Origin of the sequence: Desulfitobacterium sp. LBE (genome assembly GCF_007830365.1) — a bacterium.
Taxonomy (GTDB): domain Bacteria; phylum Bacillota; class Desulfitobacteriia; order Desulfitobacteriales; family Desulfitobacteriaceae; genus Desulfitobacterium; species Desulfitobacterium hafniense.
Window position 1 is genome coordinate 2,774,118 of the sequence record NZ_VLKD01000001.1, and the last position, 17,175, is coordinate 2,791,292.

Here is a 17,175-nt window from a genome sequence, read left to right on the forward strand (position 1 = left end):
TATTCCTCCTTAGCGAACGCTTTTCGTCATCCTCATTTCCAAACGGCGGATTATTACCGAGCAGGGATAACTCAACAATAAGAACAAAAATCCGACAATAGTGAACCCTTCCAGATAACGGAAGGAATGGGAGCCGATAATCTTAGCTGTCTGCAAGATTTCCACCAAGGTAATGGCCGAAAGGAGAGGGGTCTCTTTAAACATGGTGATCAAATAGTTACCCATCACCGGTATGACCGGCGGTACCGCTTGAGGAATGATGATCTTGGACCATACTTGCCAGGGGCTGAAGTTGAGAGCTTTCGCTGCTTCCCACTGTCCCTGGGGTACTGCTTCGATTCCTGAGCGATAGACTTCGGAGAGATAGGTGCTGTAATGAATCCCTAAACCTATGATCCCGGCAGTGAGGGGGCTTAAAGACAGTCCGGCCTGGGGCAGCACATAGAAAATAAAATAGAGCTGAACCAGCAAAGGCGTACTGCGGATAAACTCCACAAAGCCTTTTGAGCCGTAAGCGATAGGTTTCAGGGAGGAGCGACTGCCGATGGTGAGGAACATCCCTAAAAACAAGGCCAGAAAGAATCCGGCAAAAGTAGCGGTCACGGTAATCTTCAGTGCTGCAAATATCTCCGGGAAGATTTTAATGGCAAAATCCCAATTCCACATCTTAGTACCTCCCTACGGTCAGCCTGTTTTCTATCCAGCGGATCCCCCGTGTTAAAGGCCAGGCAATCAGGAAGTAGATCACAAGCAGCAAGCTGTAAATTAAAGTCGTCTCCATAGTGGAAGCATTGAGCACGGATGCCTGATAAGTCAAGTCGGCTAAAGTGATTAGGGAGACCAGGGAGGTGCTTTTCAGCAGCTCAATCTGCAGATTGCCAAACCCCGGCAGCATCATGACAAAAGCCTGGGGCAGGATAATGCGCCGCATGCGCTGCCAGGGGCTGAAATTCAAGGCAATCCCCGCCTCCGTCTGCCCTTTGGGAACAGCCAGGATGGCACTGCGCACCACCTCGGAACCATAGGCCCCGCAGTTCAGACCTAGGGTCAAGACACCGGCTGTCAAGGGGGGCAGGCTGATACCTAAAATAGGCAGGGCAAAATAGATCCAGAAGAGCTGAACAAGCAGAGAAGTTCCCCGGAAGGCTTCGACATAGACCGCCGCCAGAAAGCGGAGCGGCGGATATTTGGACAAGCGCCCGAACCCAGCCAGGAAAGCCAGCACCAAAGCGAGAAGAGTGGCCAAAAGCGTGATGATGAGAGTTATTTCCAGCCCTTTTAACAAGGCCGGTAAGAGGTCTAAAATAGCCAAGGTTCTCACTTCCTACTTAATAATGTCTTCCACAGTCGTGTCTCCCGGAAGCTCCTGCTCTGTAAAACCAAAGGATTCGAGGATCTTCAGCAGCTCACCGGATTCTTTCAGCTTCTGCAATTCAGCATTGAAAGCTTCCCGGAAATCACTGTCTTCATGACGGAAGGCAGTTGCTCCATAACCTCTGACACTTTCGCCGTCAATCACCGGCTGAGTGAAATCCATGACCCGCTCCAGATTGGGGTCATTAGCAGTATCCAAAGTAGCCTGAATCGAAGGGCCGGTAGCGGTAATCACGTCTGCCCGCCCGGCTTGCAAAGCTGCCAAAGCCGCCGGCATATCCGGAACAGTCACGATTCTGTCTTTAGGGACACCGCTGGCCACAAGGTAGTCATACTCAATGGCTCCTCCGGGTACAGCGACTTTAGCCGTCCCATGCTTGGCGATATCTTCATAGCTATACAGGTCGAGAGGATTGCCCTTCTTGACGGCAATAGCTTCCCCAATGCTGTATTCGGGATTGGCGAAGGACACCTGTTCGGCCCGTTCAGGAGTGATAAACATTCCGGCGGTAACCATATCAAAACGTTTGGCCTGAAGGCCGGGTATTAAAGAGGCAAACTCCGTAAGCTCCCCCTGCATGTCATTGATCCCCAGCTCTTTTAAGACGGCCCGGGCGATTTCTACAGCTTCACCGGTGAGCTTTCCGTCGGCAGTTTTGTAAGCATAGGGCTTCTCATTAGCAAAACCAACGGTGACGGAGCCTTTTTCCTTAGCCTTCTCTAATGTACTCATCCCATCTCCGCCTTTGGTCTCGGTGGTGCCGCAGCCTCCCAAGGCAAAAACACTAAAGGCCAGCACCCCCACCAGCAGAGTCTTGAGCAGTGGTAACTTTTTCATTCAAACGTCCTCCTTTTTTTCTCCACTGAAATCCGCAAAAAGGCATAGAAAAAGGGCCTGAACAGGCCCAAGAAGAAGCAGCGCATAACATTGGCTATTGATTTAGCATAAAAACACTAAAACGGGTTCACACGCTTACGAGGTTAGCTGCCGGGTTCGGAATGATACCTTTCCGTCATTTTAAGGAGTTTGCTCTCCTTAACAATGATTCACCCCCAATATGGTTCCCCCGTTTTCCTTTTTGGGAAATTCAGCCTTGACTGCAAACAGCTTGCAATCTGACAACTCTTATTTTGTTATAAGTTGTTACAACTTTATGTTAACATCTAAGTTGTCAGATTGCAATAAAAAATTTTCTTGCATCTTGACTTTTTAGGTATTCAGCCATCGCTTCAAGGCGAATTTATTGACCTCTCTGTTCATATCGGCAAGACTGGTGGTCAGAGGAATCTCCTTGGGACAGGCCCGCACGCAGTTTTGGGCGTTGCCGCAGTCGGTGATCCCTCCATCACCCATGAGGGCGGATAGACGAATATGCTTATGCATAGCTCCTGAAGGGTGGGTGTTAAAGAGAAGGGCCTGGGAAACGGCGGCCGGTCCAATGAACCGGGAACGGGAATTGACTTGGGGGCAGGATTCCATGCAGCACCCACAGGTCATGCACTTGGAAAGCTCATACGCCCATACTCGCTCTACTTCAGCCATGCGGGGTCCGGGACCCAGATCGTAGGTTCCGTCAATGTCGATCCAGGCATGAACCCTCTTTAAATTCTCGAACATAATGGTTCGATCCACCATAAGATCCCGGAGGATGGGGAATTTCCGGAGAGGCTCCAGGACAATAGGCTGCTCCAATTGATCCACTAAGGCTGAGCAGGCCTGCCTGGCTTGACCGTTGATATTCATGGTGCAGGCACCACAGACCTCCTCAAGACAGTTGCATTCCCAAACCACGGGATTGGTCTTTTTGCCTTGGACATTGACGGGATTCTTTTGAATCTCCATCAAGCAGGAAATAATATTCATCTTGGGACTATAATCCACCGCGAACTCTTCCCAAAAAGCAGGTTGGTCCGGAGCATTTTGGCGACGGATTTTTAAACGGACACTTTTTTGCCCTGACATGACGATCCCCCCTATTTCTCTACATCATAGCGCCGCGGTCTGGGCGTGATCAGTGATACATCCACCGCTTCATAGCTGAACTGCGGGCCCTCAGGCGTGTAGGTGGCGATGGTGGTCTTCAGCCAGTTCGCATCATCCCGCTCCGGATAATCGGGCTTATAATGGGCCCCCCGGCTTTCATTACGGTTAAGGGCCCCCAAGGTAATGACCCGGGCCAGCTCCAGCATATTCCAAAGCTGCCGGATAAAAAGTGCCGTCTGATTGCTCCACTGGACATCATCAATGAGCTGGATCTTCTGCCAACGCTGCATAAGCTCCTGGATCTTCTGGTCCGTTCCGGCCAGTTTGTCATTATAGCGGATGACGGTGACATTTTGGGTCATGACATCACCCAACTCCTTATAAATATGGTAGGGATTTTCCTCACCCTTCATAGTGAGAATCCTGTTCCAGAGCTCCTCCTGGGCCTTTCGTTCACGAACAAAGGCTTCTTCCTCCCCGCTGGAGGTTTCCGATTTATTTTTCTTGATGTACTCCAGGGACTTAGGGCCGGCGATCATACCGCCATAAATAGCCGAGAGCAGGGAATTGGCCCCTAAGCGATTGGCCCCATGGTATTGATATTCACATTCCCCGGCAGCAAACAGACCGGGAATATTGGTCATTTGATCATAATCCACCCACATTCCGCCCATGGAATAGTGAACTGCCGGGAAAATCCGCATGGGAACCTTCTTGGGATCATCGCCCACGAATTTCTCATAGATCTCAAGAATTCCTCCTAATTTGATCTGAAGCTCATGAGGATCTTTATGGGAAAGATCCAGATAAACCATGTTCTCACCGTTGACACCCAGACCCAAATCAAAGACCACATGGTAGATAGCCCGGGTGGCAATATCCCGAGGGACCAGGTTCCCGTAGGCCGGATACATCTCCTCCAGGAAATACCAGGGTTTACCCTCTTTATAGGTCCAGACCCGTCCGCCCTCGCCACGGGCCGACTCGGACATAAGCCGCAGCTTATCCTCCCCCGGAATGGCCGTAGGATGAATCTGGATAAACTCGCCATTGGCATATTTGACCCCCTGCTGGTAGAGAGCCGAGGCCACGGATCCTGTGTTAATGGTGGAATTGGTGCTCTTGCCGAAGATCATGCCGCATCCCCCGGCGGCCACGATGACAGCATCGGCGGGAAAGCTTTGGATCTCCATATTATAGAGGTTTTGGGCGACAATTCCCTTGCAGGCCCCTTCCTCAATAACAGCAGAGAGCATCTCCCAGCCTTCGTATTTCCTGACTAACCCGGCCACCTCAAAACGGCGAACCTGCTCATCCAGGGCATAGAGGAGCTGCTGACCTGTGGTGGCTCCGGCAAAAGCTGTACGGTGATGCTTGGCCCCGCCGAAACGCCGGAAGTCCAAGAGCCCCTCCGGTGTCCGGTTAAACATAACCCCCATGCGATCCATAAGATGAATAATGCCCGGCGCGGCATCACACATGGCCTTCACAGGGGGCTGGTTGGCCAGAAAGTCCCCTCCATAGACCGAATCATCGAAATGCTCCCAAGGTGAATCCCCTTCACCTTTTGTGTTGACCGCTCCGTTGATTCCCCCCTGAGCGCATACGGAATGGGAGCGTTTCACCGGTACTAAGGAGAATAAATCCACCGGTGTTCCTTCCTCAGCTATCTTAATGGCAGCCATCAGACCCGCCAGTCCTCCGCCTACCACGATTACCTTACTCATCCTCTTCACCTCTCACCTTTATTCACTATGGGAATCGATCATAGGAAACTTCCTTTTACATAAAAGCGGTCAGATCATAAAGTCCAATAGCCGTCAGGAGAACAAAGACCGCCAGGCATATATAAGTCCAAATCTGCTGCGCCCTGGGACCTACGGTGATTCCCCAGGTTATGGCAAAAGCCCAGAGGCCGTTGGTGAAGTGGAAAATGGCCAGAACAACCCCGATCACATAAAAAATAAGCCCCCAGGGATTAGCAACCGCGTTTTGCATCCCGGCAAAACTGGCTTCCCCAAAGCGAAGGGCAAAGACATGAACGGCTACGAAAATCACGGTATAGATACCGGAGATCCGCTGAATAATATAGAACCAGTTCCGAGGATATTGATAACGCAGGACATTGCTTTGACCGGTGTAAACCACCCAGCTGCCGTAAACAGCATGAAAAATAATCGGAACAAAGATAATGATCATCTCAATCAGAAAAATTCCCGGAACACTCTGCATGGTCTGGATGACTTTGTCGTATTGCCCCGGTCCCAAACGGGCCGAGAGATTTAAAAACAAATGAAATGTCAGGAAGATACCGATGGGCAATAGCCCTAAGAGAGAATGGACGCGTCGAATCAGGAAATGGTAAGAACCCGACTCTGCTCTCCTCAAACCTACCTCATTGCTCATGCTCTAACCTCTTTTCTCCTCAATATTTATCTCCCCAAATTCTGATGGATAATTCTTCACCTCCCGCAAAGTCTTATGAGCAAAACTAATATCTGGTCACAATTTCAAGCAGTACTTCCCCCCCTGTTTTATGGCTCTCAGTCCCTCACCATTTTTGGATGGTTGATTCCCACGGGACGGATTATTTAAGGAGCTGGTACTAATTTCAATGGCTTTGAATTAATCTTAATACGGAGAAGGGGGTACGTCAATATAATTATTGTAATATTCCAAATTTTTTAACTATTGGCCCCCCTGTCTTTGGCAGTTTCACCAGGCTTGATGCCCAGTTCCGAGGTTCCATACTCAACATGAGGTAAATCCAGGGCTTTCGCTGCATACCTTATCCTAGCTTTAGTCCAGGTAACTTTTCCAGAAAAAAACCCAAGGTTTTATATCCCTTGGGCCCAGAGCCACATCAGCAGCTGTATAAAAAAATATTTTTATTAGGTTAGTTGCTCCGCAATCCGTTTTCCCGCATCCGTAAGGGTGATCGCACCAAGCTCTATTTCCGCGGTATCGCCAAGAAAGCCCGGGCGCTTCTTCCCTTCCTCAACGGTATCTTTGAAATAGGCAAACAAGGCGGCATCCGTATAGAGCTTATAGTCATAATCAGTCAGCCTCAGGTCGTAATCCAGCGAGATCAGCCCTTTTTCTTTCAGCCCTTTTAAAGCTGCACCTTTTTCTTTCACGATTTCCATACCGTCACTGGGATCATTCATATAGACCGGAGCAAGCATCTCGAACCGGACTTCTTTTTCCGAGCTGCTGCTGAGAATGTAACGGCTGACCGGCAGGCAGCCCCGCTGCGCCAGCTCCTGTATAAATACTGTTTCCTGAGGGTCGAGGACCGGCGGTTTGTGGGAACAACAACAGGCTGTTTCCTGCTCTGCAGTCTGGCTGCTGCAGCCGCAACCACCTGAGCTGCAGCCATGGGTATGGATATGCCCGTGGTGTTTATGGGCGGATTTCGTTACCTGATCATTATTATGCATAAATAAACGTTTCTCCTGTTCTTTCTGTACTCATTGTTTTCTTGTTTTATTCTCATCTTATTAAAGATTGATCTTTCTTGCAAGAAGTCCCCGGCCTATAACCAGGGACTTTCGTTAATATCTAATGTATCCGGCGGTGCCAGGCTATGCATCGGCCAGGGTTTTCCCCAGTTTCCGGCATTGTTCCATCCCATCGTTATCCGGTTCCAACTGCAGAATCAACCCATCCCCCGCTAAATTGGCACCGGCTTTTTTCATCCGCTCTTCCCAGTCCCGCATCCATTCTCCGTCACCCCAGTCATAAGAGCCGAAAAGGACAACCGGCACAGCGGACAGATTTTCTTGCTCTAATGAAGAAATGAATGGTTCCATTTCATCTTCTTCCAAAACCTCGGACCCCATGGCCGGGCAGCCCAGTGCCACCCCATCTGCAGATAGAACATCGGTGACAGAAGCCTCACCGACCGGGATAATCCGGACTTCCGCTTCCGCAGCCCGGGCACCTTCAGCCACTCCTGCGGCCATTTTCTCTGTATTGCCTGTTCCACTCCAATAGATGACGACAATTTTCTTCATGCAGCATGATCCCCTCTTCCTAATATGAATAGCTTGGTATTATTGATATTGATTATCAAAATCAATATCAATAATACCAAGCTAGCTTTTGTCTTGTCAAGGCTAATTTATATATTTCATACAAGTTTTGTGCATCAGAACTTGACAGCAGGCCAGTGTGCCTCCCTTCATGAACTCAAATCCATGGCTAGGCCCTGCAATCCCTGTGGTGATGCATAAGAGCGAACCTTCATCCAAGCTAATAAAAAGAGCCGGGGTTCTCCTGGAAGAACTCAGCTCTTTTCCGGCGGCGATAACTGCTTGGTTATATAGTGTTCTGCCTCATTGATACAGTCTATTGCTTTATGAAGGAACCGCCCAGTCCTTGATGCTGTCATACCAATCCTGGCCGGTGTTGTAGAGCATATCGTCAAAGGATGCACCCTTGGCCATCATAATATCCCGGCAGGCGGCGGCCATGATGTGACCCTCCAGTCCCCTCTGCCCGCCTTGGGCAAAGAGGTCAAAGCAATACTCCAGGGTATAGCTGCCATAGTAGACCAGAGTGCGGTACTCAAGGGGATGAGCATCTATATAGGCTCCGGGATTGGACATATGAGCCGGGGAGGAACAGATGGTCTCGATCAGTCCGGCGATCTCGCCGCCAACATCCACCTGGCCGTAGGCTATGGCCTGCTCATAACAGGCCATGGCGTGAGCCTGGATATATTTTTGGGTGTCCAGAGCGCCTCCGGCGATCTTCTCCGGAAACTTTTCACGGATGGAAGGCCCATAACCGGCGCCGTCCTGAGGCGTCCAGTATTCCATCAGCCTATAAGTATTCTTGTCTTCCACTTCAAAAGTAAGGGCAACCGGCATGTGGCTGCCTCCCGTTTCAGAGAGTCCACCTCCACGGTATCCAAACTCCATATAAAGGGCCATAGCATATACCGTGACCGTGCCGATGCCGCTGCCTGTCGCCGACTCCCCAGTCTCAGTAGCTAAAGTAGTGTGGGCTTGAGCGGAAAAATCTCCTCCTGTATACTCACTCCTATTATGCTGGAGAATCGCAGCGGAGACAGCCTTTTCCAGAGGGTCCTGCTCCTTCGCCATAGGCTCCGCCTCTGTGGTGCCGGCAGCCCTATCATCCTGGGGCTTCACCTGGCCGGCCTGCCCATTGGCATCAGGCTCAACCACCTTATCCAAATGAAACAGCCAGCGGACGCGGGGATTTCCGGGATGATCATAACCGTGAGCCAAGAGGACATGGCCGTTTTTTTGCTCCATCACCAGGATAAGGGTCTGGTTTTCATCCTTAAGATCCGCCCGGTAGATGGTTTTCACTTTGTCCAGATTTTCGTGGGCTTTGTTGTTGAGCGGATCAAAGAGTCCGTACTGCTCCTGACGGCTGAGGGGGTATTCATAGAGACTGCCCAGCATGACCCAGTCCTGATCGGAGACTTCCTTGCGAAACAGCACATAGTCGGAAGAAATATTGTACTGAGGGGCGCTGTCCGTTGTGTAAGCAAAAGAATACTGAGGGGCACTGTAGAGAATCTCATCCACACGGTAAACGGCAGCGGTGAAGTTCTCCCCCGCTTTGGGATTAGCCATCAGCCCCATACCCAGAATGAGCACAGCCAAAAAAGCGATCAGCAGGGCCCGGAAGCCAGGCTTTTTATAGTTGAGCACATTCGTAATCCTCCCTCTGGTCTCCCCTTCGCCAAAGGCCAGGGGGGTGCCGCCCACAATACGTCTGCCCGTGGCCAGGGAAAGGAGGGATGAGGAATAGTCCTTTTTCACCTCATGACCCAGCTTCCTGATCACTGCCTCGTCGCAGGACATTTCCATATCTCTGCCGGAAAGGAAAAAAGCCGCCCACACCAGGGGATTGAACCAATGGATGCAAAGCACAAAAAAGCTCAGGATCTTGACCACATGATCAAACCGGCGGATATGGGTTTGCTCATGGAGCAGAATATACTCCTTCTCTGCGCCGGAAAGGGAGGCAGGCAAGTAAATCCGGGGACGAAGCACCCCCATGACAAAGGGAGTATCCAGGCTATCACAGAGGTAGATGTTCTCCTTATCATGGACGGCATCCTTCAGCCGCCTTTTTAAACTCAGCAGTGAAAAAACGCTGTAGAGCAAAAGAACGGCAATACCCATTATCCACAGCAAGGACCCCAAAAAGACCCAGATCTGCAAAGGATTAACGCTGGCATAAGGCGTCGCTCCGGGCAGGGACGAGCTGACGACCCGATCCACCGCAGTGATCCCTGTCTGAATCTGAGGTACGGCGGCATAAACAATGCGGTCCGGAATCGGTTCAGGGTTCACCGGCAGCAGGCTTAAGGCACTCTCGAAAGAAAAAGGGCAAACCAGGCGAAACAGCACCACGCTCCAAAGGGCGTAGGAAAAAACCTTCGGTGCCCTTCTGAGCAGGAACCGCATGAGCACTACACACAGGATGACAGCGCTTCCAGTAATACTCATATTAAGTACCTTTAAGAATAGTTCCTCCTGCATGGTTATTCCTCCTTATGCTGGTCAATGAGCTGCTGCAGCTCACTAATTTCTTTGGCACTTAACTTGTTTCTACGGGTGAATGCCGCAAAAAACCGGGGCAGAGAACCGCCGAAGGTTTCACTCAAAAACTGCTCTCCCTGTGCCGCTGTGAAGTCCTCCCTGCTCATCAGAGCTATGACCCGGCCTTTTTGATTTTCAAATATCCCCCGGTCGCAGAGCCGCTTGAGCATGGTATAGGTGGTGGACTTCTTCCAGCTCAGTTCCTTTTCGCACAGCTTGACAAGCTCCCCGGAGGGAATCGGGGCATGATGCCAAATCAGGTCGGCAAATTTTTGCTCCATTTCCCCAAGTTTATATTGTTCCATAGACTGATCCTCCTTTGCCAACGGTCGAATATCATTAGACTAAGCAAAGTCTAACACGATTAGACCTTCAAGTCAATGTGTTATCTATGGGGTTAACTGACTTGACGTACGATCATAAAACAAAAACCCCAACCATGCTTGGTTGAGGCAACCATTCTTCAAAGTACAGGTTTTGGCTGAACTATTCTATAGAGCGAGATTATATCCAGTATAGGCAATAGGTATTATATGTACAGATTGGTTTTCTTTTATAATTAAGAAAAGCACAAGGTTTTATCTATCGAAAAGCCTATTTCAGACTAGTTGGAGGATAAAAATAATGAAAAATGGTTATGTACTCATTGTATTAGCAGCTTTAGGCTTTGCGGCCTTACCCATATTCATAAAATATGGGTATAATGTAGGTTTAACTACAGAGGTCATGTTGTTTTTGCGGTTTTTAATCGCCAGTGTCCTACTGAGTTTTATAATGCTCGTAAACAAAAAAGGACTCCATATGAATAAATCTGATCTGCCTAAACTAGTCGTTCAAGGGTTAGTGTTTTTTGGAAGTTCCTATTGCTATACACTGGCTATAAAGCATATGTCTGCCTCAGTTACAAATATATTGCTTTATACATACCCATTAATGGTTGTGCTTATGGCCACCATGATTTTTAAAGAAAAAGTATCGCTGGTTAAGGCGTTAACGTTACTCCTTTCGTTTTTAGGTTGCTTAATGGTTATAGATGTCATACATACATCTACGCATCAAATCAGTATGTTAGGTATTTTATATGGTATCGGATCAGCGATATTTTATGCAATATATAATATAAACGGGCAGTATCTTTCTAAAACCCTGGAACCGGTGACCATTTCAACCTATACATCGGTTGTTTGCTTATTTGCTACAATGGTAATTTATCCACCGGTTAATATATTCGCGGGTCATTCATTCCAGGCTATGTGGATAGTTGGTCTTGGAACAGCTATATTAAGTACAATCATACCTCTTTTTTGCTATCAAAAAGGGCTATCACTTTTAGGGGCAAGCCAGGCTTCAATTTTAAGCAACATAGAACCCGTCATAGCAACAGTCTTGGCTTTTTTAATTTTAGGAGAAACACTATCAATCATACAATTATCCGGTGCATTTCTTATTATTTCGGGAGGGTTGCTGCTTAAATTAGATAAGGGTAAACAACCAAGCACTCTGAGCAGTTAAGTGAAGATTTCGCATTGTTCACTTATCTCCATAGCTGTCTTAGCCGCGGCATGGCCCGCTAAAAAACAGATAGTTCTGTATACAAAATAATCGAACTGATGATAAAACCCCAAACATATATATTCTTCATAAGCTTAACCCAATTTAATTCACAATGGTGGTCCTTGTATTTAGCAAGGGAGTAAAATATGCCAATGAAGCTCGCAACGAATAAACATAGTACAAAGAGCACTGACATAAAATATACATAAACCGCTCCCTGGCCATCCTTGAATGCCTGAAAAATTTTAAATACAATAACCCCTAAGCAGATGATCACTCCCCAGGCATAACCGTTCAAAGGTTTATATTTTTCTATACACGTATCTGCAGGGATATCAGACTCTACGGTATAAAAGCCGGCGGGCAGTGATTCAGCCTCTGTTTCATAATTCAGCAGTGAGTCGCAAAAATCACACTTGCCGACAGAATGGGCGACTAAATTCTTGGCCCCGCAACCGGGGCATTCAATTGCTTTCGGTTCTCTAGTCAGGTTTTGTCTGGTCTGTCCTTGATATTCCGGCCTTTCCTTTCCATAATAGTTGATATGCTTCCTGCGTGTTTCTATCCATGCCATACTCAATATAAAACACATAAGAATCAAAAATACAAGTAGGCCTACATCATCCTCTTTCACTCTGCATCCCCCCGCTTTTCTAAACCTACACCAGCATAGATAAATACCTTCATCAAAATAATCTTATCAGGCTTCCTGCAATTGTAAAGCAGAAAAAAATCCCCAAACCACACTGGTTTGAGGATTTTTGTACTTCGCGATTAACGCTTGGAGAATTGGGGAGCTTTACGGGCTTTCTTCAAGCCGTATTTACGACGCTCTTTCATACGTGGGTCACGGGTGAGGAACCCTGCACGCTTGAGAGCTGGACGCAAGCTGGGATCCGCTTTCAGAAGTGCACGGGCAATTCCGAGGCGGAGAGCTCCGGCCTGTCCTGTAGTACCGCCGCCATGAGCGAGAGCAACTACATCATATTTGCCAGCAGTATCGGTTACCCCGAACGGTTGTTGAACGATCATTTCCAGAGTTTTCTTGCCGAAGTACTCAGCAAGCTCTCTCTTGTTGATTGTAACTTTTCCTTCTCCAGGAATTAAACGTACACGAGCCACCGCGTTTTTACGGCGTCCGGTACCTTGGTATTGTAATTGTGCAGCCATGTTTTACTTCCTCCTTCCCGTTTATTGAATGGTCCAAACTTCGGGTTGTTGCGCTTGATGCGGATGATTTTCGTCACGATATACTTTCAGCTTCGTATACATCTGAGCACCCAGCTTGTTATGAGGAAGCATTCCTTTTACGGCATGCTCAACAGCTCTTTCAGGCATGTTTTGCATCAGCTTTCTGTAAGGGGTTTCTTTCAAACCACCAGGATAGCCGGAGTGACGGCGATACATTTTTTGATCCAATTTATTACCGGTTAAAACAACTTTCTCTGCATTAATGATGATCACATGATCTCCTGTGTCAACATTAGGAGTAAAAGTTGGTTTATGTTTACCTCTAAGGATGCGAGCAGCTTCAGTAGCTAAACGACCCAAAGGAAGGCCTGCAGCGTCAATGACATACCATTTACGCTCCACCGCATTCGCTTTCGCAAAGAACGTGGACATAAGTTTCCCTCCATCAATTATCCGTATTTCAGTCCGATCTGCTTTGTGGGGCTCAGACACTGGCAGTTATGCAGCTTTATGGGGCTCAGGCATAAATAACAGCATAAAGACTCATATTGGTATTTTATAAAACGTGTCAGTAAATGTCAAGAAGATCAAAAGAAATAGATGAAATAAATGCAAGTTCTCTTACTCATCTTCGTCTTTTCCTTTTTTGATATCGAAAAGTTTGACTATTGTATTCTCTTTTTCATCACTCATGAAATCATCTTCCCCCTGCTCCAGGGCTTCCTGAAGCAAATCAATCGCATCGGCGACTTTAGCCGCCAATTGAAAATACATCTTCATATAGTCGGGCATGGTAAAGCACTCCTTTGCACCATCAGTGTTATACCACAATAATAACCAGAAAAAAGGCGTTTTGTTAGTGATATTTAACTAATAAGGTGAAAGAAGTTGTAATGGAGCGGATTATTGGAGGCAGCGGCTTGGGATTCACCATTAGACGAATAAGGGTTTGAATAAAAAATATGGAAGCCTCCCCACAAAATACCGTTGAATTTTCGTATTAAAACAGTGAATACGATTAAGGGAGGTACAATCTAGTGAAACGAAAGTTTAAAGCTCTATTCGCAACGGTCTGTATAGTGGGTTTATTCCTGTCTTCCTCATTACCTGTGCTGGCGGCACCCCCATCCTGGGCTCAGTCCCATGAAAAATCCATCCAAAGCAGCTCCCAAGATTGCAAAACTCATAAAGCATCCGCAATAATTTTGAAGAAACGAATGTTCCTTAGGGTCGGAGATAGTGCCACTCTGGCCGTGAAAATCGCTCCCTCCAAAGCGAATCAAAAGGTCACCTGGAAATCCAGCAACACAGACGTGGCAACAGTGGACACCAACGGAAAGGTCACCGGTGTCAAGGCAGGAAAAGCCTATGTGACTGTGACAACGGAGGATGGACGCAAGTCGGCAAAATGTAAGGTGACTGTAGCTGATCCCCGGGGAACCGGGAAAATCAGTGTAACGGGCATCACCTTGAATCAATCCGCCATGAATCTGTCGGCAGGGGGAGCAACAGGGACTTTAAAAGCCACTATATCCCCCAGCAACGCCACGAACAAGAAGGTAACCTGGACATCCAGCAACTCAAACGTAGCCACGGTTAACAGCAAGGGTGTGGTGACTCCCTTGACCCCAGGTGTGACAACGATTACGGTCACAACAGCGGAGGGCTCAAAGACCGCTCACTGTACGGTCAATGTCACAGCCCAACCCATCATCAGCAATGTAAAGATTTCCTCCAATAACGCAGATACGACAAAAGCCATGCATGGCGATACCATTGTTCTGACCTTTACTGCCAGTGTGCCTGTGACACAATTAAACAACTTCAAGATCAATGGAAGCAACCCGGATCGGTTCACACATACCGGCAATGTCTATACCGCAACCCATTTAGTGGATTCCGGCGATCCGATTACAGGTGTCCCGGCAACCTTCCAAATCAATGTCAGGGACGCCGCAGGGATCTACTCTCAGACTATTGAAGCCACATCTGACGGAAGTACAGTCACGATCATTCCTAAGTACGCCAGAATCTCCAAGGTAGCGATTTCTTCTGATAATACAGATCCCACCAAAGCTACTATCGGCGATGTCATTACTCTAAAATTCACTACGGATGAAGCTGTGGCCAAACTCAGCAACTTCAAGATTAACGGCAGCAATCCTGATAGTTTTGTGGAAGTCAATAATAACGACGGAACCTACACTTATATTGCCAAGCATTTAGTTGATTCCGGAGATCAGGTGACCGGTGACCCTGCAACCTTCCAAATCAATATCAAAAACTCTGCCGGGATTTACTCGCCAACGATTGAAAAAACATCGGATGGCAGCCGGGTGACGATTCGGTAGTTTCTCAGCAAGACCGCAAACAAGACCCCGGAGAGAGCAAACATCTCTCCGGGGTCTTGTGGTCCGCAGTCAGCGTTCATAACACATATACCCGCTCCCGCAAAGCAGCCTGGCTCCCTTAGTCCTCCTGGCATAATCCCGCACTTCATCGGGCAGATGCTCTTCCCTTTGATAGTCCAAGACCTTCTTTAGCAGTTGGACGCTCTTGATTTTCTTGCTCAGAGGGGCCTCTCTGCCCACAATTTTCAAGGAGGTTATCCCCATATCCCGATATTCGGGCAAGGTGCACAGACCGCACATGCCCAGCGGATATTTTGCGCCGATATAGCCGCCGCCGTTCTTAATTCCGAGCCATTGCCACCTTTTCAATTCCTCCACATTGTCCTCAAAGGTCTCCCAGGCAATTTTTAAGTTTCTTAACTTCCAGGTCTCCAGAATCCCGCCCTCTTCCGGCGGGATCAGCTTATACCGCCAGGCCGGATTATGACAGAAGGCACCGCCGAACTGATGACTGACATGGCAGTGGGATTCCTCAAACATACACCCGTCGTTAAGGATAAAGACTTCATATTCCAGATCCTCCCCCGCCCTGTCCATGATCTTCTTAAGGGTCTCCGCCTCCAGATAACGGGGAAAAACGATGCGTTTGACGCCCAGCTTCTTAAAAAACAGGACGGCGGAGCTGTTTAAAACCCCGGCCAGGCTGCTGACATGAATCACCATATCCGGTTCCTTCCCGATCAGCATCCGGATCAGCCCCGGATCGGCAACGATAAAAGCATCCACCTGGCAGCTCTTTTTGACCTCTCTGACAAAAGCCAGAATCTCCCCATAGAGATCCTGAGCATAGCCCGGTTGATTCAAGGTCAGGTAGACCTTTTTCCCTTGGGCATGGGCGTGATCAACCAGCAGCGACAAGCTTTCCAGGTCGGGGATGTTGGCGTTGCCTGATTCACGGCGGTTGATCCAGATTTCCCGGTCCGTGTTCCCCGGCCTATTCTTCAATGCCCCCAGCCCTATTCCGCAATAAAGTTCGTCGGCGCCATGGGCGATTAATTGTTCCGCTTCCTTTACGGAACTTACCGGTGCCAGGATGTTCATGGTACACCTCCCTGAGCGATTAACGGCTCCGTTTAGATTGGCTCCGGCTGGAAGATCATCCGGCTGACCCCGGTTTTTTCCGCCTCGGTCAAAATCTCAGCCAGGAATTCTTTGTTCTGGCGATAAAAGACGGTATTTCCCTTCTGGATGATCTGCCAATCCTTATCTTTCTTAACCCGGCCACTGGGGTCGGACAGTTCCAGCCAGCCTAACCGGCATCTCCGGGGGCACGGCCCGGTGGTTCTGAACTTTTCCCCGGCAGCCAATCCCCAGGATTGCATCAGACAAATCCGGCCTGTCATAATCACGCCATAAGGGATAGATAAGGAGATGTCATAACCCCAGGCGGGCAGATTCGGGTCCAGTCCCTGAGGGGGATAATCCAGTTCCATCCGTTTTACCTGATACTGGTCAAGCAGGTCCTTCATCTCTCCCCCGGCCAGATTGCAGGTCCGGAACTTGTGCATCACCGCTTGGTCCGGCGAATTCCGCAGGGAATCCGGCATCCGGGGGTCCCGGATAATTTTATTCATCAGCCGGCCCAGAACAGGGGTAAAGGTGGGGTGATGCTCCGTCACCCAATCCAGCACACCCCAGTCATTGATCACCACCTCAGCCTCAGGGTTTATCTGGGCCAGGATGTCCAGCAGCCGCTGGACTTTAGTCAGCCCGGTCTCAGTCAGATAGGGGGTGACGTAAGTAAATCCCCAGCCACGTTCTTCGGCCGCAGCAACTGCCTCTTCCAAAGCTTTTCCCGTGGATAACGCCCTTTCGCAGAATTCCTCGCCAAAATAAAGCCTCGTAAAATGTATCGGGCCGTAGTTTGCTTCCAGAGTCTCTTTGATCCCTGTCAGGTAACTTGTTTTTGCCCCGCCCCAAGGTTCCTCCATTCTTTTGAACGCCTGTTCATGGGGAATAGCCAGGACCCATTCCAGATCACTCACCTCCGGTAGAGTTACTTGATTGATACCCTACTATAGTATGATTTTCGGCAGTAATCTGAGCCCATTCGTCTTGAGAATTGTTTCTTAAACAG

18 protein-coding genes and 1 riboswitch are annotated in these 17,175 nt (G+C 48.6%); of the genes, 2 read left to right on the forward strand and 16 right to left on the reverse strand.

Annotation, left to right across the window (positions count from 1 at the left end; all coding sequences use genetic code 11):
- Positions 1 to 9: 9 nt before the first annotated feature.
- From ehuD to DESLBE_RS13260, 10 genes are all read right to left on the reverse strand, one after another.
- Complete coding sequence (gene ehuD, locus DESLBE_RS13215) at positions 10 to 666, reverse strand: ectoine/hydroxyectoine ABC transporter permease subunit EhuD (RefSeq protein WP_144677193.1); 657 nt, start codon at positions 664 to 666, stop codon at positions 10 to 12.
- A 1-nt stretch (position 667) separates the two neighbouring features.
- Positions 668 to 1,321: an ectoine/hydroxyectoine ABC transporter permease subunit EhuC gene (ehuC, locus tag DESLBE_RS13220; RefSeq protein WP_011459281.1), complete on the reverse strand. Its 654-nt coding sequence runs from the start codon at positions 1,319 to 1,321 to the stop codon at positions 668 to 670.
- Between the two features lie 3 nt (positions 1,322 to 1,324).
- Positions 1,325 to 2,212, reverse strand: a complete 888-nt coding sequence (gene ehuB, locus DESLBE_RS13225; RefSeq protein ID WP_144677195.1) for an ectoine/hydroxyectoine ABC transporter substrate-binding protein EhuB — start codon at positions 2,210 to 2,212, stop codon at positions 1,325 to 1,327.
- A gap of 117 nt (positions 2,213 to 2,329) precedes the next feature.
- Positions 2,330 to 2,478, reverse strand: a riboswitch (cyclic di-AMP (ydaO/yuaA leader).
- Positions 2,479 to 2,584: 106 nt separating this feature from the next.
- Positions 2,585 to 3,337 carry a succinate dehydrogenase iron-sulfur subunit gene (gene sdhB / locus DESLBE_RS13230; RefSeq protein WP_144677197.1) on the reverse strand — a complete coding sequence of 251 codons (753 nt, stop codon included), beginning with the start codon at positions 3,335 to 3,337 and terminating at the stop codon, positions 2,585 to 2,587.
- A gap of 11 nt (positions 3,338 to 3,348) precedes the next feature.
- A complete protein-coding gene (gene sdhA / locus DESLBE_RS13235; protein WP_144677199.1) occupies positions 3,349 to 5,085 on the reverse strand; it encodes a succinate dehydrogenase flavoprotein subunit in 1,737 nt (578 codons plus the stop codon).
- 55 nt (positions 5,086 to 5,140) lie between these two features.
- Positions 5,141 to 5,764, reverse strand: coding sequence for a succinate dehydrogenase cytochrome b558 subunit (locus DESLBE_RS13240; protein ID WP_041272241.1), 624 nt, complete (start codon positions 5,762 to 5,764; stop codon positions 5,141 to 5,143).
- A gap of 485 nt (positions 5,765 to 6,249) precedes the next feature.
- Positions 6,250 to 6,798, reverse strand: a complete 549-nt coding sequence (locus DESLBE_RS13245) for a hypothetical protein (RefSeq protein ID WP_144677201.1) — start codon at positions 6,796 to 6,798, stop codon at positions 6,250 to 6,252.
- 144 nt (positions 6,799 to 6,942) lie between these two features.
- Positions 6,943 to 7,374, reverse strand: coding sequence for a flavodoxin (locus DESLBE_RS13250; RefSeq protein ID WP_011459277.1), 432 nt, complete (start codon positions 7,372 to 7,374; stop codon positions 6,943 to 6,945).
- A 342-nt stretch (positions 7,375 to 7,716) separates the two neighbouring features.
- Positions 7,717 to 9,882 carry a M56 family metallopeptidase gene (locus tag DESLBE_RS13255; RefSeq protein ID WP_144677203.1) on the reverse strand — a complete coding sequence of 722 codons (2,166 nt, stop codon included), beginning with the start codon at positions 9,880 to 9,882 and terminating at the stop codon, positions 7,717 to 7,719.
- Between the two features lie 2 nt (positions 9,883 to 9,884).
- Entirely contained in the window at positions 9,885 to 10,247 is a 363-nt protein-coding gene (locus tag DESLBE_RS13260) for a BlaI/MecI/CopY family transcriptional regulator (RefSeq protein WP_144677205.1), read from the reverse strand.
- A 319-nt stretch (positions 10,248 to 10,566) separates the two neighbouring features.
- Between DESLBE_RS13260 and DESLBE_RS13265 the strand changes: the two genes are divergently transcribed.
- The gene (locus tag DESLBE_RS13265; protein WP_144677207.1) at positions 10,567 to 11,454 is read left to right on the forward strand and encodes a DMT family transporter; all 888 of its coding nucleotides are present in this window, start codon (positions 10,567 to 10,569) and stop codon (positions 11,452 to 11,454) included.
- 58 nt (positions 11,455 to 11,512) lie between these two features.
- Here DESLBE_RS13265 and DESLBE_RS13270 read toward each other — a convergent pair whose 3' ends face one another.
- The 4 genes from DESLBE_RS13270 to DESLBE_RS26575 form a co-directional block, all read right to left on the reverse strand.
- Complete coding sequence (locus DESLBE_RS13270; RefSeq protein WP_144677209.1) at positions 11,513 to 12,130, reverse strand: hypothetical protein; 618 nt, start codon at positions 12,128 to 12,130, stop codon at positions 11,513 to 11,515.
- 140 nt (positions 12,131 to 12,270) lie between these two features.
- Complete coding sequence (gene rpsI, locus DESLBE_RS13275; RefSeq protein WP_005814701.1) at positions 12,271 to 12,666, reverse strand: 30S ribosomal protein S9; 396 nt, start codon at positions 12,664 to 12,666, stop codon at positions 12,271 to 12,273.
- 21 nt (positions 12,667 to 12,687) lie between these two features.
- Complete coding sequence (gene rplM, locus DESLBE_RS13280) at positions 12,688 to 13,119, reverse strand: 50S ribosomal protein L13 (protein ID WP_015942984.1); 432 nt, start codon at positions 13,117 to 13,119, stop codon at positions 12,688 to 12,690.
- 189 nt (positions 13,120 to 13,308) lie between these two features.
- Entirely contained in the window at positions 13,309 to 13,479 is a 171-nt protein-coding gene (locus DESLBE_RS26575; RefSeq protein WP_005814704.1) for a hypothetical protein, read from the reverse strand.
- Positions 13,480 to 13,724: 245 nt separating this feature from the next.
- Between DESLBE_RS26575 and DESLBE_RS13285 the strand changes: the two genes are divergently transcribed.
- Positions 13,725 to 15,038, forward strand: a complete 1,314-nt coding sequence (locus DESLBE_RS13285; RefSeq protein WP_144677211.1) for an Ig-like domain-containing protein — start codon at positions 13,725 to 13,727, stop codon at positions 15,036 to 15,038.
- A 69-nt stretch (positions 15,039 to 15,107) separates the two neighbouring features.
- Here the strand turns inward: DESLBE_RS13285 and DESLBE_RS13290 are convergent, their stop codons facing one another.
- The gene (locus DESLBE_RS13290; RefSeq protein WP_144677213.1) at positions 15,108 to 16,139 is read right to left on the reverse strand and encodes a U32 family peptidase; all 1,032 of its coding nucleotides are present in this window, start codon (positions 16,137 to 16,139) and stop codon (positions 15,108 to 15,110) included.
- Positions 16,140 to 16,171: 32 nt separating this feature from the next.
- Positions 16,172 to 17,083, reverse strand: coding sequence for a hypothetical protein (locus tag DESLBE_RS13295; protein ID WP_144677215.1), 912 nt, complete (start codon positions 17,081 to 17,083; stop codon positions 16,172 to 16,174).
- Positions 17,084 to 17,175: the final 92 nt, after the last annotated feature.